Origin of the sequence: Mariniflexile fucanivorans (genome assembly GCF_004341235.1) — a bacterium.
Classification (GTDB): Bacteria; Bacteroidota; Bacteroidia; order Flavobacteriales; family Flavobacteriaceae; genus Mariniflexile; species Mariniflexile fucanivorans.
The window spans coordinates 17,891-43,296 of record NZ_SLUP01000005.1 but is presented as its reverse complement, the minus strand read 5'-3'; the positions used below and the strand labels follow the sequence as shown (position 1 = coordinate 43,296).

The 25,406-nt window shown below is 33.5% G+C and carries 21 protein-coding genes and 1 tRNA gene; 14 read left to right on the top strand and 8 right to left on the bottom strand.

Features of this window, described 5'->3' with window-relative positions; translation table 11 throughout:
* The 4 genes from EV196_RS10990 (at position 1) to EV196_RS10975 (ending at position 5,315) form a co-directional block, all read left to right on the top strand.
* Positions 1 to 1,629: a glycoside hydrolase family 43 protein gene (locus EV196_RS10990; RefSeq protein ID WP_132217813.1), complete on the top strand. Its 1,629-nt coding sequence runs from the start codon at positions 1 to 3 to the stop codon at positions 1,627 to 1,629.
* Between the two features lie 22 nt (positions 1,630 to 1,651).
* Positions 1,652 to 2,614 carry an alpha/beta hydrolase gene (locus EV196_RS10985; RefSeq protein WP_132217812.1) on the top strand — a complete coding sequence of 321 codons (963 nt, stop codon included), beginning with the start codon at positions 1,652 to 1,654 and terminating at the stop codon, positions 2,612 to 2,614.
* A 79-nt stretch (positions 2,615 to 2,693) separates the two neighbouring features.
* Positions 2,694 to 4,202 carry a right-handed parallel beta-helix repeat-containing protein gene (locus tag EV196_RS10980; protein WP_165876151.1) on the top strand — a complete coding sequence of 503 codons (1,509 nt, stop codon included), beginning with the start codon at positions 2,694 to 2,696 and terminating at the stop codon, positions 4,200 to 4,202.
* A gap of 75 nt (positions 4,203 to 4,277) precedes the next feature.
* Complete coding sequence (locus tag EV196_RS10975) at positions 4,278 to 5,315, top strand: LacI family DNA-binding transcriptional regulator (protein WP_132217810.1); 1,038 nt, start codon at positions 4,278 to 4,280, stop codon at positions 5,313 to 5,315.
* An 85-nt stretch (positions 5,316 to 5,400) separates the two neighbouring features.
* Here the strand turns inward: EV196_RS10975 and EV196_RS10970 are convergent, their stop codons facing one another.
* From EV196_RS10970 to uxaC (EV196_RS10955), 4 genes are all read right to left on the bottom strand, one after another.
* Positions 5,401 to 7,008, bottom strand: a complete 1,608-nt coding sequence (locus EV196_RS10970; protein WP_132217809.1) for a UxaA family hydrolase — start codon at positions 7,006 to 7,008, stop codon at positions 5,401 to 5,403.
* 26 nt (positions 7,009 to 7,034) lie between these two features.
* On the bottom strand, positions 7,035 to 8,480 hold the full coding sequence (locus EV196_RS10965; protein WP_132218083.1) for a tagaturonate reductase: 1,446 nt from the start codon (positions 8,478 to 8,480) through the stop codon (positions 7,035 to 7,037).
* Positions 8,481 to 8,520: 40 nt separating this feature from the next.
* Positions 8,521 to 9,906, bottom strand: a complete 1,386-nt coding sequence (locus EV196_RS10960; RefSeq protein ID WP_132218082.1) for an MFS transporter — start codon at positions 9,904 to 9,906, stop codon at positions 8,521 to 8,523.
* 83 nt (positions 9,907 to 9,989) lie between these two features.
* The gene (uxaC, locus tag EV196_RS10955; RefSeq protein ID WP_132217808.1) at positions 9,990 to 11,390 is read right to left on the bottom strand and encodes a glucuronate isomerase; all 1,401 of its coding nucleotides are present in this window, start codon (positions 11,388 to 11,390) and stop codon (positions 9,990 to 9,992) included.
* An 804-nt stretch (positions 11,391 to 12,194) separates the two neighbouring features.
* On the opposite strand from uxaC (EV196_RS10955), the gene EV196_RS19910 reads away from it, so the two are divergent.
* Positions 12,195 to 12,281 (top strand) — tRNA-Ser (locus tag EV196_RS19910).
* A gap of 160 nt (positions 12,282 to 12,441) precedes the next feature.
* Here the strand turns inward: EV196_RS19910 and thiE are convergent.
* The 4 genes from thiE to EV196_RS10935 form a co-directional block, all read right to left on the bottom strand.
* A complete protein-coding gene (gene thiE / locus EV196_RS10950; RefSeq protein WP_132217807.1) occupies positions 12,442 to 13,086 on the bottom strand; it encodes a thiamine phosphate synthase in 645 nt (214 codons plus the stop codon).
* Between the two features lie 24 nt (positions 13,087 to 13,110).
* Complete coding sequence (locus EV196_RS10945; protein ID WP_132217806.1) at positions 13,111 to 13,557, bottom strand: TlpA family protein disulfide reductase; 447 nt, start codon at positions 13,555 to 13,557, stop codon at positions 13,111 to 13,113.
* Between the two features lie 69 nt (positions 13,558 to 13,626).
* Entirely contained in the window at positions 13,627 to 14,352 is a 726-nt protein-coding gene (locus tag EV196_RS10940; RefSeq protein WP_132217805.1) for a class I SAM-dependent methyltransferase, read from the bottom strand.
* 260 nt (positions 14,353 to 14,612) lie between these two features.
* Positions 14,613 to 15,668, bottom strand: a complete 1,056-nt coding sequence (locus EV196_RS10935; RefSeq protein ID WP_132217804.1) for a substrate-binding domain-containing protein — start codon at positions 15,666 to 15,668, stop codon at positions 14,613 to 14,615.
* 187 nt (positions 15,669 to 15,855) lie between these two features.
* Here EV196_RS10935 and EV196_RS10930 point away from each other — a divergent pair, with 187 nt between their 5' ends.
* The 9 genes from EV196_RS10930 to EV196_RS10890 all read left to right on the top strand — a co-directional run bounded on the left by EV196_RS10930 (position 15,856) and on the right by EV196_RS10890 (position 25,398).
* Positions 15,856 to 16,683, top strand: a complete 828-nt coding sequence (locus EV196_RS10930) for an SDR family oxidoreductase (RefSeq protein ID WP_132217803.1) — start codon at positions 15,856 to 15,858, stop codon at positions 16,681 to 16,683.
* A gap of 17 nt (positions 16,684 to 16,700) precedes the next feature.
* Positions 16,701 to 17,876 (top strand): mannonate dehydratase, encoded by a 1,176-nt coding sequence (gene uxuA / locus EV196_RS10925; RefSeq protein ID WP_207902858.1) that lies wholly within the window; start codon positions 16,701 to 16,703, stop codon positions 17,874 to 17,876.
* A 2-nt stretch (positions 17,877 to 17,878) separates the two neighbouring features.
* Complete coding sequence (gene uxaC / locus EV196_RS10920; RefSeq protein WP_132217801.1) at positions 17,879 to 19,285, top strand: glucuronate isomerase; 1,407 nt, start codon at positions 17,879 to 17,881, stop codon at positions 19,283 to 19,285.
* A gap of 40 nt (positions 19,286 to 19,325) precedes the next feature.
* Positions 19,326 to 20,654 (top strand): MFS transporter, encoded by a 1,329-nt coding sequence (locus tag EV196_RS10915; protein ID WP_132217800.1) that lies wholly within the window; start codon positions 19,326 to 19,328, stop codon positions 20,652 to 20,654.
* A gap of 75 nt (positions 20,655 to 20,729) precedes the next feature.
* Entirely contained in the window at positions 20,730 to 21,572 is an 843-nt protein-coding gene (kduI, locus tag EV196_RS10910) for a 5-dehydro-4-deoxy-D-glucuronate isomerase (RefSeq protein WP_132217799.1), read from the top strand.
* 28 nt (positions 21,573 to 21,600) lie between these two features.
* Positions 21,601 to 22,392, top strand: coding sequence for a gluconate 5-dehydrogenase (locus tag EV196_RS10905; protein ID WP_132217798.1), 792 nt, complete (start codon positions 21,601 to 21,603; stop codon positions 22,390 to 22,392).
* Positions 22,393 to 22,838: 446 nt separating this feature from the next.
* Positions 22,839 to 23,297 (top strand): peptide-methionine (R)-S-oxide reductase MsrB, encoded by a 459-nt coding sequence (gene msrB, locus EV196_RS10900; protein WP_132217797.1) that lies wholly within the window; start codon positions 22,839 to 22,841, stop codon positions 23,295 to 23,297.
* Positions 23,297 to 23,836, top strand: coding sequence for a peptide-methionine (S)-S-oxide reductase MsrA (gene msrA / locus EV196_RS10895; protein ID WP_132217796.1), 540 nt, complete (start codon positions 23,297 to 23,299; stop codon positions 23,834 to 23,836). Before msrB ends, msrA begins: the two co-directional genes overlap by 1 nt.
* Positions 23,836 to 25,398, top strand: coding sequence for a protein adenylyltransferase SelO (locus EV196_RS10890; protein WP_132218081.1), 1,563 nt, complete (start codon positions 23,836 to 23,838; stop codon positions 25,396 to 25,398). Before msrA ends, EV196_RS10890 begins: the two co-directional genes overlap by 1 nt.
* The last annotated feature ends 8 nt before the right edge of the window (positions 25,399 to 25,406 follow it).

The following is a 25,406-nucleotide window of genomic DNA, read 5'->3' as shown; positions in this document are numbered from 1 at the left end:
ATGAAGCGAGTTTTATTTTTAATCCTGATTTTCACTAATACGCTTCTATGGGCTCAATCAAACAAACCTTATGTGTCCGAAGTTTGGATAGCAGATAATGGTAATGGGTTTTATAAAAATCCAATTATTTATGCTGATTATTCCGATCCTGATGTAGTAAGGGTTGCCGATGATTTTTACATGACTGCCTCTAGTTTTAATGCAACTCCAGGATTACCAATTCTTCATTCTAATGATATGGTTAATTGGAAACTAATAAACCATGCGCTACCACAACAAGTACCTTTAGATAATTTTAAAATACCACAGCATGGTAATGGGGTTTGGGCACCTGCAATTCGTTTCCATAAAGGTGAAATTTATATTTATTGGGGTGATCCAGATTTTGGTATTTATATGGTAAAAACCAAAGATCCTTATGGTAAATGGGATGAACCTATTTTAGTAATGCAAGGAAAAGGACTTATAGATCCTTGTCCGCTTTGGGATGATAATGGAGAAGCTTATTTAGTACATGCTTATGCAGGAAGTAGAGCGGGGGTTAAAAGTTTATTAACTGTAAACAGAATGAATGCTGAAGGTACTAAAGTAATAGATGCTGGCACTCATGTTTATGATGGTCATGAAAAAGATGATACTATTGAAGGTTCAAAATTTTATAAACGAAACGGCTATTACTATATTTTCGCACCTGCTGGTGGGGTTTCTACGGGTTGGCAAGTTGTTTTAAGGTCTAAGAATATTTATGGTCCATATGAAAGAAAAGTGGTTTTAGAACAAGGGAGCACTAAAATTAATGGGCCACATCAAGGTGCATGGGTTGATACTTCTAACGGAGAATCTTGGTTTTATCATTTTCAAGATGTTCAGGCTTATGGCAGAATTGTACATTTACAGCCTATGTCTTGGAAAAATGATTGGCCAATTATGGGAGAAGATTTTGATAAAAATGATATTGGAGAACCTGTTCAAACACATAAAAAACCAAATATTGGCAAAACATATCCAATTGTAACACCTTCTGAAACCGATAATTTTGATGGTTTCAATATAGGATTACAATGGCAATGGAATGCAAATTCAGAAGTTATTTGGCATGCAAAATTACCAGGTAATAATTATTTAAGACTATTTTCTATTAAAATTCCAGAAGCTACACCAAACTTATGGATGGTTCCAAACTTACTTCTTCAGAAATTCCCTGCCACAAACTTTACAGCAACAACTAAGATTGCTTTGTATCCAGAAGAAGCAGAAAGCGGTAAAACTGCTGGACTCATTATTATGGGAATGGATTATGCAACCTTAAGTATTACCCATAATGAAAACGGCTATTTTATAAAGCAAAATGAAGCTATTAATGCTATAGATGGTGTTGATGAAAGCATTAATGAGGAAATAAAGTTAAATTCAAATTCGGCATACTTTAAAGTGGAAGTATCTGCACCAAATGCTATGTGCCAGTTTTTATATTCTGAAAACGGAAGGGTATTCAAAAAAATAGGAAAAGCATTTAAAGCTAAAGAAGGCAAGTGGATAGGTGCTAAAATTGGTTTATTCAGCATAAGTACACAGGAAGCTAAACGGGGTGGTTATGCAGATATTGATTATTTTAAAATCACTAAATAAAAGTATAAATTATATTTTATAAATGAAAGGGTTTAAATACATAGCAAGTTTGATTTTAACAATCTGTATTGTTACGAACGCTATTGCCCAAGAAAAACCATCATTTCCACCTTATACTATTGAATTAACCTATCAAAAACTAAAAAAAGATTACCCTTTTATCACACCCATTGAACCTTTAAAATCAAAGGAAATAAAATATAAAGAGAACATAGTCTATAAAAAAACGAATACATCCAAATTAAAATTAGATGTTTATATTCCTAATATTGATAGTAATATAATCTATCCTGCAGTTTTACTAATTCATGGAGGCGGATGGCTTACTGGGAGTAAAGAAAACCAACGGATAATGGCTCAATATTTAGCTTTAAAAGGCTATGTTGGTATTTCGGTTTCGTATCGATTAGGTTTAGAAGCTCCATATCCAGCAGGGGTTATCGATTTAAAAGATGCCATTGTTTACATGCGAAAAAATGCAAAAAAATATCATGTTAATACAGATAAGATAGCTGTTTTGGGAGCATCAGCTGGAGCTCAATTAGCAACGCTTGTTGGGGTTACACCTAATTCATCACTTTATGAACCTGATGCTAAAATTTCAGATGAAGTTCAGGCTATAATAAACATTGATGGTATTACATCTTTTGTTCATCCGGAAGCCTCTTCAGAAGGAAAAATGGCAAGAATTTGGCTTAATGGTTCTAAAGAAGAAAATTATAAAAACTGGAAAGAAGCTTCGCCTTTAGAATATGTAGATAAAAATACGCCTCCAACATTATTTATAAATAGTACGCAACCCCGTTTTCATGCAGGGCGTGATGATATGATAACCATGTTGAATAAGTATCACATTTATAATGAAATGTACACTATTACAGAGAGTCCACATTCTTTTTGGTTAATGCATCCTTGGTTTGAAACCACTTTAAATTATACAATCGCTTTCCTAAATAAGGTATTTAAATATGACACAAATTTTTAATTAAACTGAAAACATCCTAAAAATAAATTAAAATAAATCAATTAAAAACATGATTTATTCAATTCTAAAAACACTTAATATGACCACGAAAATTATAATAACTTTTATGTTCTTAAATAGTTTTGTTTCATTTGCAACAATTAAAAATGAAAACAAAGAAATGAACACTATTGCAGTTGCTGATTTTTTTGTGACTACGCCACAAGAATTACTAACGGCACTTTCTGGAGCAACTGCTGGAAGCAATATTTATATTAGTGATAGCAATGGCGGTACTTATACTTTTAGTACTAAAATAAGTATTACTAAAAATGGAACCAATGGTAATTTAATTTCATTATCACCAAATCCTTCTAACACAACAAGAATTAAATTTGATTTTTCTTCAATGGCTGAAAACTCAGGAAATAGAGCTATTTCAGTATCTGGGAGTTATTGGCACATTAAAGGAATTGATGTATTTGGAGCTGGAGATAATGGCATGTTTATTAGTGGAAACAATAATTTAGTCGAGTTTTGTTCTTTTAGTGAATGTAAAGATTCTGGTTTGCAAATTGGCAGTGGAGCAAGTAACAATACCATTCTAAATTGTGATTCTTATTATAATGCTGATTCCTCGGAAGAAAATGCCGATGGTTTTGCCTGTAAACTAGATGCGGGTACAGGAAATAAATTTGTAGGTTGTAGAGCATGGCAAAATCTTGATGACGGATGGGATGGTTACTTAAGAGGTGCTGATAACATTACAACAACTTATGAAAACTGTTGGGCTATAAAAAATGGTTATTTAAAAAGCGGATTGGTTGGTAATGGTGATGGTAACGGTTTTAAAACAGGTGGAAGTGATGATAAATTATTAAAACATAATGCCATTTATAAAAATTGTATGGCCGTAGGAAATGTTTTTGATGGTTTTGATCATAATAGCAATAGGGGTAATGTGGAATTATACAACTGTGGCGCTTATAGCAATGGGAAAAATATAAGTTTTAGCACTTCTAACATTGCTGATTTTCTTAAAATTAAAAATACCGTTTCAGTAAGTAGTGTCAGTTCTGACGGGTTTTCTGCAACCACTACTGATATAACTAATAATAGCTGGCAAAACGGATTAGTTGCCAATGCAGCAGATTATGTTAGCTTGGATATTAATTTATTAATTGCTCCAAGAAAAGCAGATGGTAGTTTGCCCGATGTCGATTTTATGAAACTTGTTTCTGGTAGTGATTTAATTGATAAAGGTATTAATGTTGGTTTGCCATTTAATGGTCCAGCACCAGATTTAGGACCTTTTGAAAGCGGTACGTTAGGTTTGCAAGATATAAAAGTAGTTGAAAGCTTTAATAATTTTCCAAATCCGTTTTCTTCAGAAACTACTATTGTTTTCAATTTAAAGCAAGCTTCTAAAATACAAATATCTATTTATAATTTGGTTGGGTTAGAAGTGGGTGCCATACCTGAAAAAATGTATCCAACAGGAAAGAATTCAATAATTTTAGATAGGAATAAATTATCATCAGGACATTACTTATTAGTTGTAAAAGGAATAAATAACCAAAGAAACAGTAAAATAATTTCCATTCAATAATTCAATTAATTAATTATTTAACACATAAACGCTTAATTTTAGCAAATTATAATACTTTTGGTGTTTGTAATCATTATGGAAAAAAAAACAACTATTTACGATATTGCTAAAAAGCTAGAAATTACTGCCGCTACAGTTTCAAGAGCTTTAAATAATAATCCTAAAATTAGCGAAGCTACACGCAAGCTAGTTAACGATACCGCTAAAGAGATGAATTACGAGCAAAATACACTTGCTCTAGCACTTAAAAGTGGTAAAAGTTATAATGTGGGTGTTATTGTACCTCGTATAGATAGTAACTTTTTTGCATCGGTAATTCGTGGTATTGAAGAAGAATTATATCCAAAAGGCTACCATGTTATTATTTGTCAAACGCATGACCAAGAAGATTTAGAAATCGCAAATATAAATTCGTTATTAAACGCACAGGTTGATGGGATATTAATGTCTATATCAAACGCAAAATTAGAAACAACAGAGCATTTTCATAAACTGTTAAACAAACGAGTTCCCTTAATCTTTTTTGATAGAAAAAAAGACATTCCGGGTGTAAGTTCAGTAACTATTGATGACTTTAAAGGGGGCTATGATGCTACCCAGCATTTAATAAATCAAGGATGTAAACGTATTGCACATTTATCAAACAACCGCGAAATATTAATTTTTAAAAACAGGTATTTAGGCTACAGACAAGCTATTATTGATAATGGTCTGGAGTTTGATGAAAGCTTGGTAATAGAAACAATGAGTAAAGTATTAGAAGGTAGAAAAACTACTAAAATTCTTTTGGCTATGGATAACCCTCCAGACGCTATTTTTTCATCTAGTGATTTTACTGCGCTGGGAGCTATAGAAGAAATTAAAGAACAAGGTCTTAAAATACCAAATGATATAAGTGTTATTGGATTTAGTAATGAACCATTTACACGTTTTATGGAACTCTCAATAACATCGGTAGATCAGTCACCAGTAGAAATGGGAAGAATAACTGCTCAAGTTTTTTTAGAAGAAGTAGGCAACGGTAAAAAAATAAAGACACAGAAGCAAGTTGTTTTGACTCCTGAATTAATTGTTAGAAAATCATCGTTGAAGTCTGAGGTATTATCAAATTAATCTGATAGAATATTTTAGATATAAACATAAAAAAACCAAGATGTAATTCTTGGTTTTTTTTACTAATTGCTATTAATCAATCTAATTATAATGAGACCCCTCGTCGCCAAGGAATAAAATCATTTTGGTTTAGTAACTTGGCTTTCGTTTGAATTTCTCCACTCGCTACTTTAATAATAAATTCAAGCATTTCATCAGCCATTTCTTCTATTGTTTTTTCTCCACGTATTACAGCACCCGTTTCAATATCAATAATATCCGGCATGCGCTCTTTAAGTTCTGTATTTGAAGATACTTTAATAATCGGAGCAATGGGATTACCTGTTGGAGTTCCAAGGCCTGTAGTGAATAAAACTACATTGGCTCCAGATCCTACTAATGCTGTTGTACTTTCTACATCATTTCCTGGTGTGCACAATAAATTAAGACCTGGTTTTGTAATATATTCACCATAATCTAAAACATCTTGCACGGGTGATGTACCGCCTTTTTTAGCAGCACCAGCAGATTTCATAGCATCTGTTATTAAACCATCTTTAATATTACCAGGTGATGGATTCATGTCAAAACCAGAACCCGCATCAACAACAGATTTCTCATAAGCTTTCATTAACTGTAAAAACTTTTTACCATCCTCATCGTCAACACAACGGTTTACTAATTCTTGTTCTACACCACATAATTCTGGAAATTCAGCTAAAATGGCAGTTCCATTAAGTGCTGCCAACAAATCAGATACCGCTCCTAAAGTAGGGTTTGCAGATATTCCTGAAAACCCATCGGAGCCACCACATTCTAAACCTACTTTTAGTTTAGATAAAGGTGCTGGTTTACGCTCTGCAACATTCGCTTTTTTAATAGCTTCAAAAGAATCTTTTACGATAGCAGATAGCATGTCTTGAACCGTTCCCATTTTTTGTTGTTCATATATTAGAACAGGTTTATTTAGGTGAGGGTTGATAGTATCGAGTGCTTCTTTGAATACACTTATTTGAAGATTTTGGCATCCTAAACTCAACACGGTGGCACCGGCTACGTTTGGATTGTTTACATATCCTGCTAATAGTCTTGCTAAACTTTCAGAATCTTGACGAATACCACCACAACCACCTGGGTGTGTGATGAATTTTACATCTATATTCTCAAAAACATTCGTTGATGTTGATACTTCTGCCGTTTCTTCTTTGCCACTAACTAATGAACGAAGCAGATTCTGATATGGATTAGCCTGTTGTTTTAAAAGTTCTTTTTCAAAAACATCTTTTAAAATTTCAATGTTCCGATTTTCACAAAATACCAATGGAAAAAATAACCATACGTTTTCTGTTCCTACTTGCCCGTCTTCTCTATGGTATCCTAAAAAAGTTTTGTCTTTCCATTTATCAACATCAGGCGCCGTCCAGTTGAAAGTTTCGGTTCTTCCAAATACTTTTTCACTTTGATGTTTCACGTTTTCTGTAGTTAAAACATCTCCTTTTTCAATATCACCATTTGCTGAACCTATCAAAACGCCGTACATAATGATTCTAGCACCCGATTCAAATTTTTCCAAAGCTATTTTATGCTTCGATTTTGTATCAGACAGCACTTTAATGTCTTGTCCTTCAAAAGAAATAACGTCTCCTGCTGTTAAATTTACTAAAGCAACTGCAACATTGTCGGATGCATTTACTTTCATGATTTTCTTTTGCATACTAATAATTTATAATTAGTTCTGTTTTAAAACTTTTTGCTGTAATTAGCAAATCCTGCTTCAATACCGTTCGTATCAATTTCATTTAGAGCTAAAGAAATAGCTTCTGTTAAATTTTCAACTTTTGTTAAATCTTCACCCCAATAGTCTTCAATACTTAAGGCATTTTTGGCTACTTCAGTATAATCGTTCGATTCCCAAATTTTGGAAAAAGTGGCCAGTATATCTTCACTATCTTGAACAGGTAATGCTTTATCCTGCCAAGTACCTTTGTAAAAACGTATTAAACAAGCAAACGCAAAAGTTAAGTTGGTAGGCACTTTATTATGGATTTTTATATATCCAAGCAAACTTGGAAGTACTCTTACAGTAAATTTAGAAATTGAATTTAAAGCAATACTTGATAAATTGTGAATGATGAAGGGGTTTCTGAAACGATCAAATATTTCTTCAGAGAAACTATTTAGCTCATCTCTATCCATCTCAAGTGTGTCGCTAATTTCGTCAAATACAGCTTTGTTTATAAAAGGTCCAGTAAATGCGCCATCAACAGATTGTTTAACTGTTTTGTTTCCGTAAAGCAACGAAAAAGGGACCATAGCCGTATGTGCACCATTTAAAATTCTAACCTTTCTAGTTCTATAAGGTTGCATGTCATCCACAATCTTAACATCCAAATCTGTTTTATGAAATGGTAATTTTGCTTTTAAAGCATCACCACCTTCAATAACCCAAAGTAAAAATACTTCGGCAGCCACAATTAAATTATCGGCATAATCTAATTGAGCGTTATAAGCTTCAATTTCATCTTTTGGATAACCTGGTACAATTCTATCAACTAAAGTGCTGTGGAATGAATTGCTTTCTAAAATCCAATTTTTAAAAGCATCTCCTAAATTCCAATCTGAAATATATTTTAAAATAATCTCTTTTAATGTTTCAGAATTATGATTGATAAGTTCGCAAGGAATGATTGTTAAACCTTTACTAGAATCACCATTAAAATGTTTGAAACGTTCGTGTAAAAGCACTGTTAGTTTTGCTGGAAATGAACTTGGAGGTTCCATTTCTGGTGCATCTGAACCTACATAAGCAATTCCAGCTTCGGTAGTATTTGAAATAATAAATTCTAACGATGACTCTTTAGCTAAACCTAAATAATCTTGAAAGTTAGCATAAGGATCTACTGCTTTAACGATGTTAGAAATCAGTTCTACTTCTTGGATTTCTTCACCTTTTTTAACACCTTTCATAAAAAGTGTGTATAGACCATCTTGATCGTTTAGCATGTTTACCAAACCTTTATCAATAGGTTGAACTACAGCAATTCCTGCATTGAAATTAATTGTTTTATTCAATTCTTGAAATGCATATCCAATGAAAGCTCTTAAGAAATTACCTTCTCCAAATTGCACTATCTTTATTGGAAGTTTTTCTTCCAAACCTGTATTTTTTCTATTTAATTTATTGATTGTTAGCATTTTGTTTCTCTTGAATAATTAAATTATTGTTTTATAAATCTGTTATTGGTCTGTAATGTGGTACTAAACTTTTCATAACCACCCAACCTATTAAGTAACAAACGGCACATATTGAAAAAACGATAAAATATCCTGCTTCAATTCCTTGGAATCCCATAAATGCCATATTTGTATTTTCACTAAAATCAAATAGAAGTCCAGAGCCTTTATTGATAAACGTTGAACCTAATCCTCCTGCTAAGCCTCCAATACCGGTAACCGTTGCAATGGCTTTTTTAGGAAACATATCGCCCACGGTGGTAAAAATATTTGCAGACCAAGCTTGGTGTGCAGCACCTGCAATTCCAATAATTATTACGGGAATCCAATAAGTATAATGTCCTAAAGGTTGAGCAACTAATGCCAATAAGGGAAAAAATGCAAAAATTAACATGGCTCTTATTCTTCCTTCATAAGGATTCATTTCTTTTTTTTCTACAAAATAAGTGGGCAACCAACCGCCTATAATTGAAAGCAATGTAATGGCATATAAAATAAATAACGGGAAAGCGGCTTGTGCAGAGTCCATGCCGTAAACCGAGCTTAAATAAGCTGGTGTCCAGAATAAGAAAAACCACCAAACGCCATCGGTCATGAACTTTCCAAAGGCAAACGCCCAGGTTTGTTTGTATCTAAAACAGTCTATTAAGGAAACTTTTTTAGTGCTTTCAGGAACATATCCTTCTATTTTACTATCTGAAATGATGTCTTGTTGAATGTATTCTAATTCTGCAGCATTTACTTTGGAGTGTTTTTCTGGTTTTTCATACATAAATACCCAAAAGCCCATCCATACAAAACCTAATGCCCCAATAATGATGAAGGACATTTCCCAACCATAAGCTTTTGCAATAAAAGGAATTGAAATGGGTGCAGCTAATGCGCCAACAGTCGCTCCTGCATTGAAGATACTTGTAGAGAAAGCTCGGTCCTTTTTAGGAAAATATTCCGCCGTAGTTTTAATGGCGGCTGGAAAATTTCCAGCTTCTCCTAAAGCCAAAACGAAACGAGCGAAAATAAACAAGGTAACACTTACAGAAATTACTAAACCAGTATCATTCACTGTACTAATAATTTCTTTCGCTTCGGCAAAACCAACAAACCATTCTCCTGTTAAATAACCTGAGGTTGCAATACCAGCAAAAGCATGCAAACAAGCACCAACCGACCAAACACCGATGGCCCAAAGAAAGCCTTTTTTCGTGTCCATAATATCCACAAAACGACCAGCAAATAATAAAGAAACAGCATAAAAAATAGAGAACAAGGCTGTTATGTTTCCGTAATCATTGTTTGTCCAATGAAATTCAGGAGCTATAAAATCTTTCCATGTTAAAGAAAGGACCTGCCTGTCTAGATAATTGATGGTTGTTGCCATGAATAGAAGACCACAGATGGTCCATCTATACGTTGTTGCTTTTGTTGTTGTGTTATTATTCAAAGTCAATTATTATTTTTATACTATAAATTAAAATACTCTTTGGCATTATTATAACTAATATCTGAAACCATTTTGCCAATCCACTCCATATCATTTGGTAGCTCACCTCTATTTATTTCATCACCTAGTAAGTTGCATAAAATACGTCTAAAATATTCGTGTCTTGGAAACGATAAAAAGCTACGTGAATCTGTTAGCATACCTACAAAGCAACTAATTAACCCCATGTTTGAAAGGGCGTTTAACTGTTTGGTCATACCATCTTTTTGGTCTAAAAACCACCAACCAGAGCCGAATTGTACTTTTCCTTTAACACTTCCATCATTAAAGTTACCTATCATGGTTGCCATAACTTCGTTATCGGCAGGGTTTAAGTTGTAAATAATAGTTTTTGTTAATTTATCTTTACTGTCTAAAGCATTTAAGAAAGCTGATAGTTTTTGTGCTTGAGGATAATCGCCTATAGAATCCCAACCAGTATCAGGACCTAAAATGCGGTGCATACGTGCGTTATTATTTCGTAATGCACCTAAATGAAATTGCTGAACCCATCCAAATTCGTGATAGGTTTCACATAAAAACACCAATACAGCACTTTGGAATTTTAAAGCTTCTTCATTGCTAATAGCTTTGTTTTCTCTTTTCTTTTTGAAAATAGTATTGACTTCATTTTCAGTGTAGTTTTCAAAATAGATTTGATCTAAACCATGATCGCATATCTTACAACCATTAGCATTGAAAAATTCAATTCGTTTTCTTAAAGCATCACATAAGTCGGCAAATGAATTTATTGATACACCTGCAACGTTTCCTAAAGAATTTATGTAATCGTTATAGCCGTCGTTTGAAATTAAAATGGCCTTATCTGGTCTAAAAGCTGTGCTCACTTTTACGTTAAAATCACTTTTGTCTAATTTTTGATGGTGTTCTAAAGTATCAGTAGGATCTTCTGTGGTGCAAACCAATTCAGCATTGGCTTTATTAAGCAACCCTCTACAGCTATAGCCGTCTGAATTTAATTTATCTTGGGTCTGTTCCCAAATTTTTTCGGCAGATTTTTCATTGAGTAAATCGTAAATATCAAAATATCTGGCCAATTCTAAATGTGTCCAATGATACAATGGATTACGCATGGTGTAGGGAACTGTTTTTGCCCAATTTAAAAATTTGTCTTTATCAGATGCTTTACCAGTTATAAATTCTTCATTTATACCCAATGTACGCATGGCGCGCCACTTATAATGGTCTCCATTTATCCATACATTCGTAATGTTATTAAATGTTACATCTTCTGCAATTAGCTGTGGGGGCAAGTGGTTATGATAATCAATAATAGGTTGGCGCTTTGAATAATTATGGTATAATTCTTCGGCATACTTGTTTTCTAATAAAAAATTGTCATTTATAAATTTATTATGCATAATTCTAATTTTTAAAATCAATCATAGTTATTTAGTTTTTACTTCCTTTTGAATAAAGTTATACGTTAACTACTGAGTTTCAGTTTTAATAGATGACATGAAAGAGTTCTAGCACTTTTTACTATAAAGTTTCAGTTTTCAAATATATTTTATCCAATTTTAATTTTTTTAAATGTGATTATCCAATTGTTAAGATATCTTTTATGTAAAAGACACCTATATTATGATTGTTTTTTTTAAAGCATTTAATGAATTGATAATTGTACACTTAATCTTTTTTTAGTGTCATATTCTAAAACATTATTCAGATTTGTTACATATTAGAAGTGATGTTTTGTCATTATACTATAAATATTTGTAATCGATTACACAAATGTAAAATAAATTATCGAAAAACCAATTATTTATACTGGGTTTTTAAAATATTTTAAAGATTAGTATATAAACTATTCAATTAAGTGAGATGTTTTCTTAGATTTTGAGGTGTTAGTTTGTTAGCTATGAGGTGGATGGAGCGGATGATGAAAACCATTAAAAGCTGATAATTTGAACCAGATCATTTACGGCATTAAACTAATACAATATAATGAGTTATTTATAATTTAACTATGCTCACTTTTTTCCGCCGAGGGTGGTATTGTCTTGCCGTTTTTTGCAATTGGTGCAAACTACGAAATTTTAACCTCTCATAAAACCTATAGGTTTTTAAAAAAAATAGTATATTAGCAGAACAAAAGCGCATACAGAACCGTATACGGTTTGTGTTTTTAAAATTTAAAATAAAATATTAACAATCTGTTGTTCAGCGTTTTGAAAAACGGTAAATAGATAAAAATCTAATTATTCGGGCTCATAACCCGAAGGTCACTGGTTCGAGTCCAGTTCCCGCTACTAGGAATAACAAGGGTTTCAAGAGATTGAATCCCTTTTTTTATGGTGTCCAGTACAGAATAAGTACAGAGTTGGTCTGTTTTCATGTTCAAAATAAGGATTGCTATTATTTACAATCTGCTTTTTTTCTAAACTTCTGAAACGCCAAAAACGTTTCGTTCTATTTAAAAGTATAGAGTTGCTCCTCGGTTGCTGAAGCGTTTAGTAAAAGGTTAAAGGTTCTTATAGAATCAAAATTTCTGGTTATTTCACCAGAAACCGCAATACCAGAAATACCCGTTTCTAATATGTCTGCAACATCATTCGTTATAATGCCACCTACTGCAATAATGGGTGTTTCCGTGTTTAAGGCTTCTAGAATTGCCGTATAACCATCCAAACCTAAAAACTTTGGTAAATTTTCTTTGGTTGTTGTAAATCTAAAAGGGCCTAAACTAATATAATCGACTTCTTCACCAATTAATACTTCGCAATCTTGTAAGGTATTTGCGGTTCCCCCAATAATTTGCCAGGTGTATAAATGTTTTCTAACAATCGTAGGGGAGGCGTCCGTTTTTCCTAAATGCACACCATCTGCTTTCACGGCCTTGGCTGTTTTGTAATCGTCATTTATGATTAATCTGGTTTGAAAATGAGAAGTGATTTCTCTAGCGGCTGTTGCTATTTTTAAATATTTTTTTTCTGAAACATTTTTTAAACGTAATTGCACTAATTCGGCACCAGAAGAGCAGGCTTTTTGTATGTTTTCCAGATGCTCGTTTGGCGAAATTCCTTGAGATATATAATGTAGTTTAGGTATAATCATTTCTTTAGTAGTTTCGTGCTTTTGTTAGTTGTTAGTGTTTTCTACTAGACTTTCCAGCGCATAAAACAAACGGTTCTGTGCATTATCTTGCGACCCAAAAATAGAACGAAATAGCTCGCCTTCTTCTGAAATTAGCAGCCATTGTGGTGTGCCTTCGGCGTTAAATTGGTCGAAAACCTTGTGATGTCTGTCTATAAAAATCGGAAATGGAATCTCGCCACTAGTAAATACGCGTTTGATAGTGTCTTTTGTACCTTCTCTGTTCACAAAATCGGCGTGAATCCCTATGACTTGAATGGTTGGATATTGCTGCTGAAATTCGTAAGCTAAAGGAATGGCGCGCCCGGTACAACCCAAACAATCGTTGTTGTAAATGATAATTAGCAATATTTTATTTTTATAGGATGTTATTAAATCGACAGGAAAACCATCTAAATCTATTACGGGTATGGATTGTATCGTGCTATTCATTTTTAAGTTTTTCTGTTTTTAGGAATGACTGCAAATTTAGGGGTTTAATAGGTTTATAAAATAAGCAGATTACCAAGCTTCTACAATTAATGCAGGACTATCCATTGTATAGGCTTCTTGATTAAAATTGCCATAGTAGTTACAAAAATTAAAACCAGCTTTTTGCAATAAACCTCTTAGTTCTTCCTTTAAAAGCGGTAGCAATTCAATACTATTTTCAATGATGTCTTCAGTAGATTTAACGGTTAATCGCGTATTAAAATCAATTTTATTTTCTAATTTTCGGTAACAATAATGACGTTCAAAAATAATATCCTCATTTTCTATAAGCGGTAACTGCTTAATGTTTTTTGAAAGTACTTTATCGTAATTCACAATTTGCATTAATAATTTACCATTTACTTTAAGTACTGCTTTTGCTTGTCGTAAAAAATAGGCTACATCATCCAATGAATTTAAATGGACTAAGGTATTTCCAAAACAAATGATGCCGTCTACAGAATTTTTATCATGTAGCGTATTTAATTCAAGCATACTTATTTGCTGAAATTCAATAGCGTTTGAATTGTTTTTCGTTTTGCTTAAAGCGGCTTGTATCATTTCAGTATCCATATCAATTCCGAGAACATTTTTGTAATATGGATTTAGTTCGAATGAAAGCGTTCCAATACCGCATCCAACGTCAATAATATGACTATCAAAATCTGGTATTTTCGACTTGATAAAATCAATTTGATTCACATTGATTTTAAAAATATGATGATAATAGGGCGCTATTTGCTGGTAAAAACTCATAATATCTAATTTGCCAACAAAGATACTTGATATGAATTGTTTTAATTAGACTTATGCTCTAATTTTCATGCTTACTTAAACAAATAGAACCCATGCTTCATTCGAAACTGTACTTACAATATTAGACTAAAAAAAGTTGTGCTATTTAAAGTAGCTATATTTTGGTTTACATTTCTGTTTCAAAACCGTTTGTCAAGGTTTATTAAATTAGTTGGAAAAAATATATATCCTAAATTAAGAATAATCAATTTATTTTGACTTTACTCTTCATGTCGGTCTACGTATATCGCATTTTCTTTTAGCAAAATCTCTATAGGAAGGAATGTTTTATTGTTTGGGGTTTTGTTTTTAATTAAATAGTCGGCGATAATTCTAATAGACTCGTAACCTTGATCGAACGGTTTTTGAGAAATTAAAAACGAAACCGAGTCGTTTAGTAAACAGTCAATATTTTGAGGGGTATTATCAAACCCAATTAGTTGAAGTTTTTTTAGATATGGATCTTCTAAACAGTCTGCTATTAAATAAATTCTACTCGATGGAACAAATACGCCTTCAATTTCTGGATGTTGTTTTAAATAGTCATTAATTTTTTCTTTTGTTTCTAATAGGTTCGTTAAGTTTTCAATTTTTAAAGTAAATGATTGTGAATTTATATTGTTCTTAATGAAGAAATCATTGAAACCTTCTATTCGTTTAAAGATGGCATTGTTTTTAGTAATGTTACGTCTGGATTGAATAATTAAAAAACTTGAAGATTTCGATATGTTTAAATACATAAGTTTACCTGCAATATAGCCTGCTGTATAAGAATCCTGCCCAATAAAAGCCGTATTCTTAAAACCTTCAAGGTCTACATTTAAAAAGAAATAGGGAATTTCTAATTGTTCCAACGACTTTACAATTTCTGTTGTTTCATTTAAAAAAGTAGGCACCAATAAAACGGCAGATGGTTCCGTTTTTATCAATTTTTTAAACATCTCTAGGTAAGATGCAGAATCGTATTGGTTATACTTGAAAGTATCTACTTGTGTGCCAAAGTTTTTTACATCTTCAGTAGCTTTTAAAATTCCTAAATAAGGCGATTTCCAAAATAAATCATCGTTATTATAGCCAGGAATTAATGCAGCAATATAAAATTTGTTCTTTAATGCCAACGCACTTGCGACCGGATTGACACTAAAATTATGTTTTTCAAGAATCGTTCTAATTTTAGCTTCTGTTTTTTTTGAAACACCACCGCGATTATGTAAAACTCTATCTACAGTTCCGTCAGATACGTTTGCTTCTTTGGCTATATCCTTTATAGTAATCATGTATAAATGAATAAAACTTATTAATAATTAGGGTAAATAAAAAGCGTTAAACTTTATAAAACTAATAAATTATTAATTTTTTGACTAAATTATGATATTTTTTGTGTGCGCACACTATTTTTTATTATTTTTGTGTGTGCGCACACGAAAGTGTTCGAAATTATTGATGAATATTAACAACTAAACCATGAGTAAAGTAATTGTATTAACAGGTGCTGGAGGTGTTTTATGTAGCACCCTTGCAAAAGCATTAGCCAAACAGGGGCATAAAATTGCTGTTTTAGATTTAAAATTGGATGCAGCAGAAAAAGTTGCTAATGAAATTAATGCAGACGGAGGAACAGCAATAGGTGTTGCTGCCAATGTATTAGAAAAAGCGTCTTTAGAAACGGCAAAAGCGGAAATAAACTCAAAATTAGGAAGCTGTGACATTTTGGTTAATGGAGCAGGAGGTAACCATCCACTGGGAACGACATCCAATCCATATCTTATAGAGGAGGATTTAAAAAATACGACCGAAGGTTTTAAAACCTTTTTCGATTTAGATCCTAAAGGAATTGAATTTGTATTCAATTTAAATTTTATTGGAACATTATTGCCAACACAAATTTTTGCCAAAGATATGGTGGGAAAAAAAGGATGTAGTATTTTAAATATTTCATCTATGAATGCTTTTACGCCATTAACAAAAATACCAGCTTATAGTGGGGCAAAAGCAGCGGTTTCTAACTTTACACAATGGTTGGCGGTGCATTTTTCTAAGGTAGGTATTCGTGTGAATGCGTTAGCGCCAGGGTTTTTCTTAACAGACCAAAACAGAACCTTATTAACAAATCAAGACGGAAGCCTAACACAGAGAGGTCAGCAAATTATAGACCAGACTCCAATGGGGCGTTATGGCGTACCAGAAGATTTAATAAGTACAACCTTGTATTTATGCGATGATGCATCAGCTTTTGTAACAGGTGTTGTGATACCTATTGATGGTGGATTTGCGGCATATAGTGGTGTTTAAATTTAAATAAAATTATAATGGAACAAACATGGCGTTGGTACGGACCTAAAGATCCAGTATCCTTATTAGATATAAAACAAGCGGGTGCAACAGGTGTTGTCTCGGCATTACATCATATTCCAAACGGAACAGTTTGGACCGTTGAAGAAATTACAAAACGAAAAGAAATAATTGAAAGCACAGGACTTACATGGAGTGTAGTAGAAAGTATTCCGGTGCATGAAACTATAAAAACGCGTTCGGGTAACTTTCAACAGTATATTGAAAACTACAAAAAAAGCATTGAAAATTTAGCAAGTTGTGGCGTACACATTGTATGTTATAATTTTATGCCGGTTTTAGATTGGACACGCACCGATTTAGCTTTTGAAGTAACGGATGGGTCTAAAGCGCTTCGTTTTGATATGATTGCTTTCGCGGCGTTTGAATTGTATTTATTGAAAAGACCAGGAGCAGAAAACGTGTATTCTGAAGCTCAAAAAAGAGAAGCAAAAGCATATGTTGAAAAGCTTTCGGATGAGGAAAAACAAAAGCTTATCAATAATATAATTGCAGGCCTACCGGGTGCGGAAGAAGGCTACACTTTAGAGCAATTTCAAACAATATTAGATACCTATAACGGCATTGATGCTCAAAAATTAAGAGAAAATTTAGCTTCATTTTTAAAAGAAATTATCCCAGTAGCTTCTCAAAACGAGGTGTTAATGTGTATCCATCCAGACGATCCGCCATATCCTATTTTAGGATTACCAAGGGTGGTAAGTACTGAAGAAGATTATGCGTATTTATTTTCAGAAGTTCCTAACAGAGCCAACGGTATCACCTTTTGTACAGGATCTTTAGGGGTTAGAGCCGATAATAATTTAGTACAAATATTCAAACGATTTGCCGATAGGGTGCACTTTTTACATTTAAGAAGTACACAACGCGATGCGCAAGGGAATTTTCATGAAGCTAATCATTTAGAAGGCGATGTAGATATGTACAGCGTCGTAAAAGAAGTGGTTATTGAAGAACGCAGAAGAAAAACTGCTGGTATGAAAGACGCTTTAATACCTATGCGACCAGATCATGGTCATCAAATGTTAGACGATTTACATAAAAAAACAAACCCCGGTTATTCAGGAATTGGAAGATTACGAGGCTTGGCAGAGTTAAGAGGTTTAGAACTAGGAATTTCAAAAAGTATTTAATAATGAATCAAATAAAGTCTGGTACGTTTATTACTGATAATTTTTTACTGAATTCAAAAGAGGCAGAAACCTTATACCATCAGTACGCAAAAGAACTCCCTATAATAGATTACCATAACCACTTATCTCCTAAGCAAATAGCTGAAAACAAGCCGGTAAACAATATAACGGAAGCGTGGTTAGGTGGCGATCATTACAAATGGCGCGGTATGCGTGCCAATGGTATTGATGAAAAATTTATTACCGGACAATCTAACTTAGAAGAAAAGTTTGAAAAATGGGCAGAAACAGTGCCTTACACGTTAAGAAATCCATTATTTCATTGGACCCAATTAGAACTGAAACGCTATTTTGATATTGATGCCATACTGCAACCAAGCACAGCAAATGACATTTATAAAAAAGCAAATACAGTTTTAGAACAAAAAACACCGGCTCAATTACTAGAAGCCATGAAAGTGGAAGTTGTTTGTACAACCGATGACCCAACCGATTCTTTAGAATATCACAAACAAATAGCCAAACAAAATTTTTACACGAAAGTATTGCCCACGTTTCGGTCAGACGAACTGTTTTTTATTTCGGAACCTAAATATTTAAAGTATTTGGAGAAATTGAGCAGTAGTGTTGAATTTCAAATTAAAGATTTTTCAGATTTATTAAAAGCAATCGATATAAGAATCGCTTATTTTAACGAACAAGGCTGTAAGTTGTCAGATTTTGGTGTTGGCGGAGCTCATTCAATTGAAACTTATACACAAGAAGAAGTTAATTCTATTTTTAGTAAATGTTTAAAAGGAGAAACGCTTTCAATCTTAGAAATTAATAAATATAAATCGGCTGTTTTTATTCATTTAGGAAAAAAGTTTCACGAATATAATTGGGTGCAACAATACCATTTAGGACCTATTAGAAATAATAATACCAGATTAGTAGAACAAATTGGATTAGATGCCGGTTGTGATTCTATTGGCGATTATCCTATGGCAGATTTTATGTCGAAATTGTTCAATACGCTTAATTCAACCAATCAATTAGCAAAAACCATAACCTACAATTTGAATCCATCACAAAACGAAGTGTTTGCTACCATGATGGGGAATTTCAATGCTGATATTCCAGGGAAAATGCAATGGGGATCAGGATGGTGGTTTTTAGACCAGAAAGACGGTATGGAAAAACAATTGAATGCCTTGTCAAATATGGGATTACTTAGCAGGTTTGTTGGTATGCTCACAGATAGCCGAAGTTTTTTGTCATTTCCAAGACATGAATATTTCAGACGTATTTTATGCGATTTATTGGCCGAAGATGTAAAGAAAGGATTGGTGCCTAATGATATTGAATTCTTGGGTAAAATGGTCCAAAATATCTGCTATTATAACGCCAAAAACTATTTTAAATTTTAATTAATAGAAGTAAATATAAAACCAACTAAACAATGAAATTATGAGTGAACCAAAAAAAATAGGGACTTACAGATACCGGATACTAGCGCTGTTAGCTTTCGCAACTACCATTAATTATTTTGATCGTAGTTTAATGGGGATAATGTCTCCCGAACTAATTGAATGGTTTGATTGGACTAAACAAGATTATTCGTTAGTTGTGGGGTCTTTCCAATTAGCATACATGTTTGGTTTGTTAATTATGGGAGGTCTTATCGATAAATTAGGAACTAAAAAAGGATACATACTTTCTATTGGAATTTGGAGTTTGTTTGGAATGTTACATGCAGCCGTGGGCAAAGGGTTTAGTTTTATTGGGTTTGTACTCGCTCGTTTTGGTTTAGGTATTGGAGAAGCAGGAAATTTCCCGGCAGCTATAAAAACAACAGCCGAATGGTTTCCGAAAAAAGACAGGGCATTTGCTACTGGAATTTTTAATGCTGCAACAAGTGTAGGTGCTATAGCCGCACCATTTGTAATTGGTGGCATCGTGTATTGGACAGGAGGCGAAAGAGGTGTTGGAGAATTAAAACTTTGGCAAATCCCTTTTTTAATTACAGGTTTGTTAAGTGCCATATGGGTGTTTTTATGGATACGTACCTATAAAAAACCTGAAGTACATCCAAAAGTTTCTAAAGAAGAATTAGCCTATATATTAAGTGATTCTGAAGTTGAAAACGAAGAGCGATTACCATGGAAAAGTGTTCTTGGAAAACGTCAAACTTGGGCATTTTCTTTAGCTAAAGTTACCGATGCTGTTTGGTGGTTTTATTTATTCTGGGGAGCTATATTTTTAGCTGAAAACTTTGATGTAAAAATTAAGGAAATGGGCATGCCATTTTTAGTGATATATCTTTTAGCTGACACCGGTAGTATTTTAGGTGGATGGCTTTCTGGTACGTTTATGAAAAAAGGTTGGTCGGTAAACAAAGCGCGAAAAATGACCTTATTAATTTGTGCAATTATTATTTTACCAGTTTGTTTTGTAGCATTTACAGATAGTAAATGGGTAGCCGTTTGCTTAATAGGTCTTGGAGCCGCAGGACACCAAGCTTGGTCTGCAAATATATTTACTTTAGTGTCAGATATTTTTCCTAAAAAAGCAACAGCATCTGTTGTAGGTATCGGTGGAATGGTTGGCGGATTTGCAGGATTTATAAGCAGTATCGCTTTAGGTTCTGTATTAGATACAACTCAAAAAGAGGGATTCTTTTGGGCATTTTTGGTAGCAGGTTCTTTATACCTTATTATTTTAGGTTTCGTACATTTGTTAATGCCAAATATGAATCCTTTAGATGAAAATTTAAACCCAGTAGTTGTTAAAGAGTAAAACACTGAAGAGCTGTTTTTGTAGGCTCTTACAATTGTTGAAAATATAAATAATAGAATTTAAAACCATAATACAATGTCAATTAATTACGAAACGCGCTATGCGTCAAGTCCGCAAGGAGTTAAAGCTTATGATACGAATCAATTAAGAAGCGAATTTTTAATTGAAAATTTATTTGAATCAGATAAGTTAAATCTGGTTTATTCACATTATGATAGATTTATAACTGGAGGAGTTTTACCAGTAAATAAAGCAATCGAATTATTAACAATAGATCCATTAAAAGCGCCCTACTTTTTAGAAAGAAGAGAGCTAGGTATAATAAATGTTGGAGGCACAGGAAGTGTAACTGTTGATGGAACCGAATATGTTCTAGAAAACAAAGAAGCATTATATGTTGGTCAAGGAAATGAAAAAGTTGTATTTTCTAGTAAATCTTCCAATAGTCCTGCACAATTTTATTTAAACTCAACACCTGCACACAAAGCATATCCAATTAAAAAGATAGGGATTAAGGATGTTGAAGTTATCGAATTGGGTGCACCAGAAACAGCCAATGCCAGAACTTTAAGAAAGTATATAGTGAACAGTGTTGTCGATGTTTGTCAATTACAAATGGGAATGACCTCTATAAAACAAGGAAGTAGTTGGAACACCATGCCAGCACATGTGCACGATCGTAGAATGGAAGTGTATTTTTATTTTGAAATACCAGAGGGTCAAGCAGTATGCCATTTTATGGGTCAACCACAAGAAACCAGACATATCTGGATGGGAAACAATCAAGCTGTAATATCTCCACCATGGTCTATTCACTCAGGTTCAGGTACAAGTAACTACTCTTTTATTTGGGGTATGGCAGGAGAAAATTTAGATTATGGCGATATGGATGTTTGTAAAATAACTGAATTAAAATAGAATAATAATTATAAAATTATAAATAAAAATGTCAATAAAATTATTTGATTTAACAGGAAAAGTAGCTTTAATAACTGGAGGAGTTCATGGGCTAGGAATGGCAATGGCTAAAGGTTTAGGGCATGCTGGAGCAAAAATAGTAGTTAATGATTTGTCTCAAGAAGCTATAAATAAGGCCATGGCAGAATACAAATCGGAAGGCATAGAGGCATATGGTTATGTTTTCAATGTAACCGATGAAAAGGCGGTTATAGAGAGTGTTGATAAAATAGAATCTGAAGTGGGACCAATCGATATCTTAATTAATAATGCAGGAATTATTAAAAGAACCCCAATGATAGAAATGGAAGTAGCAGATTTTAATGCGGTAATTCAAGTAGATTTAGTGGCGCCATTTATCGTTTCCAAAACCGTAGCTAAAGGCATGATAAAAAGAGGTGGAGGAAAAATAATAAACATTTGCTCTATGATGAGTGAGTTAGGAAGAGACTCAGTAAGTGCTTATGCAGCAGCAAAAGGAGGTCTAAAAATGTTGACCAAAAATATGGCTACAGAATGGGCTAAGTTTAATATTCAAACTAATGGTATTGGGCCAGGTTATTTTGCAACCAGTCAAACAGCTCCAATTCGTGTGGACGGACATCCTTTTAACGAATTTATTATTAGCAGAACACCTGCTGGTCGTTGGGGAGATCCTGAAGATTTACAAGGTGCAGCTATCTTTTTAAGTTCTAAAGCTAGTGATTTTGTAAACGGACACGTTGTTTATGTTGATGGTGGTATTTTGGCAACCATAGGCAAACCTTCAAATGAAATTTAATTGTTTTATAAGAAGATAGGTAAGTCACAATTAATTTAAGGGGTCTAGTTGAAAATATCGTCTCCTTAACCAATCAAAAATTTGATTAAAGTATAATAGTAACCACTAATTGTCAATTGGATAATTAGTGGTTTTTTTATATATTATTCTCTCAATAGGCATTCAATAGCATTGTGGACTTACTATTTTAGGCTGGAAAAATAGTTGTGGAGTTATTAAAATTAACAGAACTTTGAATATGAAAATCTATGCATTTAAATTCTATGGCATAAACCTTAGATCCATCTATAGACAATATAAAGACTTTTTTAAGTGGTTTTAAATCTTGAAAGCCAATTTATTTATGCATTAACTGTATGATTTAATAAATAGTTAGGTTTAAACGGAAATTACGACTTACTTTATGTTTGAAATATATTATAATTTAAAAGAAAGATAAAACACATATGATTACTTGGAAAGAAGTTATTAATTTTTCAGTAAAAGGAAATCCAACTCCAGACCGTCGTGTTGAAAAAACCGAAGCTGAATGGAGATCTCAATTAACCCCAGAACAATTCCGTATTACAAGACAAAAAGGTACAGAACGTCCGCATAGTGGTGAACTTTGTAGTATTTATGATGAAGGACAATACAATTGTGTGTGTTGTAACACACCGTTGTTCGATTCTACTATTAAATTTAGTTCAGGTACCGGTTGGCCTAGTTTTACACAGCCCATTAAACCAAACGCTATTAAGTACGAACGAGATATGGCCTTTGGGATGGTGCGTGTTGAGGTGATGTGTAATACCTGCGATGCGCATTTGGGGCATGTGTTTCCAGATGGACCAGAACCTAGTGGGTTGCGATATTGCATTAATTCAGAGTCTATGGTGTTAGAAACAGGAAAGGAAGCGAAGTAATGATAAATAAAAAATTAGAATTAGCCACATTGGGTGGCGGCTGTTTTTGGTGCACCGAAGCAGTGTTTCAAGAAGTAAAAGGGGTTGAGAAAGTGGAGTCGGGTTATTCTGGAGGTAATGTTCCAGGGCATCCCACGTATCGAGAAATCTGTTCTGGATTAACAGGACATGCTGAAGTTATTCTAATTACTTTCGATGTCGATGTTATTTCCTATGAAGATATCTTAGTTATTTTCATGACCACACACGATCCTACAACTTTAAACAAGCAAGGAGGCGATGTAGGTACGCAATACCGTTCGGTAATTTATTTTCATGATGAAAATCAAAAAAAAATAGCCGAAGCAGTTGTAAAAAAAGTAGCAGCATATTACGATAACCCTATTGTAACCGAGATTAGTCCATTAGCAACATTTTACAAAGCGGAAGACTATCATCAAGATTATTATAGAAATAACAAGGAACAAGGGTATTGTAGTTTTGTAATTACGCCGAAATTGGCAAAACTTAGAAAATTGTACGGAGATAGATTAAAATGATAAACTTAAACATAAAGGATACATTTAATAAAGAATTACCAGCAGATCCTATTCTGGAAAATTCAAGAAGGCAGGTTGAAAAGGCCTGTTTTTCATATGTACATCCTAAAAGAACTTCAAAGCCAGAATTACTTCATGTATCTCCCGAAATGATTGAAAATTTGGGGCTTTCTAAAGAAGATTCGCAAAGCGATATTTTTTTAAAAATTTTTACAGGAAATACACTGTTGCCAAATACAAAACCCTATGCCATGTGTTATGGCGGCCATCAATTTGGGAATTGGGCAGGACAATTGGGCGATGGCCGTGCTATAAATTTAGCCGAAGTTACACATAAAAATAAGCGTTGGGCACTTCAATTAAAAGGAGCAGGAGCAACACCGTATTCCAGAACTGCCGATGGGTTTGCGGTATTGCGCTCGTCTATACGTGAGTATTTATGTAGCGAAGCCATGTATTATTTAGGCGTTCCAACAACCAGAGCTTTATCGTTGGCATTGTCTGGCGACCAAGTGTTGCGTGATGTATTGTATAATGGAAATCCAGAATACGAAAAAGGAGCCATTGTTTGTAGAGTAGCACCATCATTTTTGCGTTTTGGTAATTATGAGATTTTAGCTGCCCGACAAGATTTTAGTACATTAAAAATTTTGGTAGATTATACGGTTAAACATTTTTTCCCTCATTTAGGAGAGCCTTCAAAAGAAACCTATTTGGCGTTTTTTAGTGAAGTTTCCCAACGCACTTTGGATATGATTATCCACTGGCAACGCGTGGGTTTTGTGCATGGTGTTATGAATACCGATAATATGTCTATTCTTGGTCTAACCATCGATTATGGTCCGTATGGCTGGTTGGAGGGTTTCGATTATGGCTGGACACCCAACACGACCGATCGCCAACATAAACGCTACCGTTACGGCAATCAACCAAATATAGGATTGTGGAATTTGTATAAATTAGCAAACGCTTTGTATCCATTAATTGAAGAAACAGATGGGCTTGAGGCTATTTTAGATGAATACAAAACAGGTTTTGAAGTGAAATTTTTAGAGATGATGCGTTCAAAATTGGGATTGTTAATTAAAGATGATTCGGATGTAGCTTTAATTAAAGATTTGGAAAATAATTTATTGCTAACGGAAACGGATATGACTATTTTCTTTCGGAAATTAAGCGATTTCAATAATGAAAAAGCTTCCGAAGGTATAAAAGTTGTTAAAGATGCTTTTTACATTTCAGAAGAAATAACGGAAGACATTCAACAAAAATGGAATACTTGGTTTGAAAAGTATGCTGAACGTCTATCTCGAGAAGAAGTAACTTCTGAAGAAAGAAAAGAAAAAATGAATTTGGTGAACCCCAAGTATGTGTTGCGAAATTATATGGCACAATTAGCGATCGATGATGCCGATAAAGGTAATTATAAGTTAATTGACGACTTATTTCAATTGCTAAAAAACCCGTATAATGAGCAGCCAGAACATGAAAAATGGTTTGCCAAACGTCCCGATTGGGCACGCCATAAAGTAGGTTGTTCTATGTTGTCGTGTAGTTCATAAATAATGTT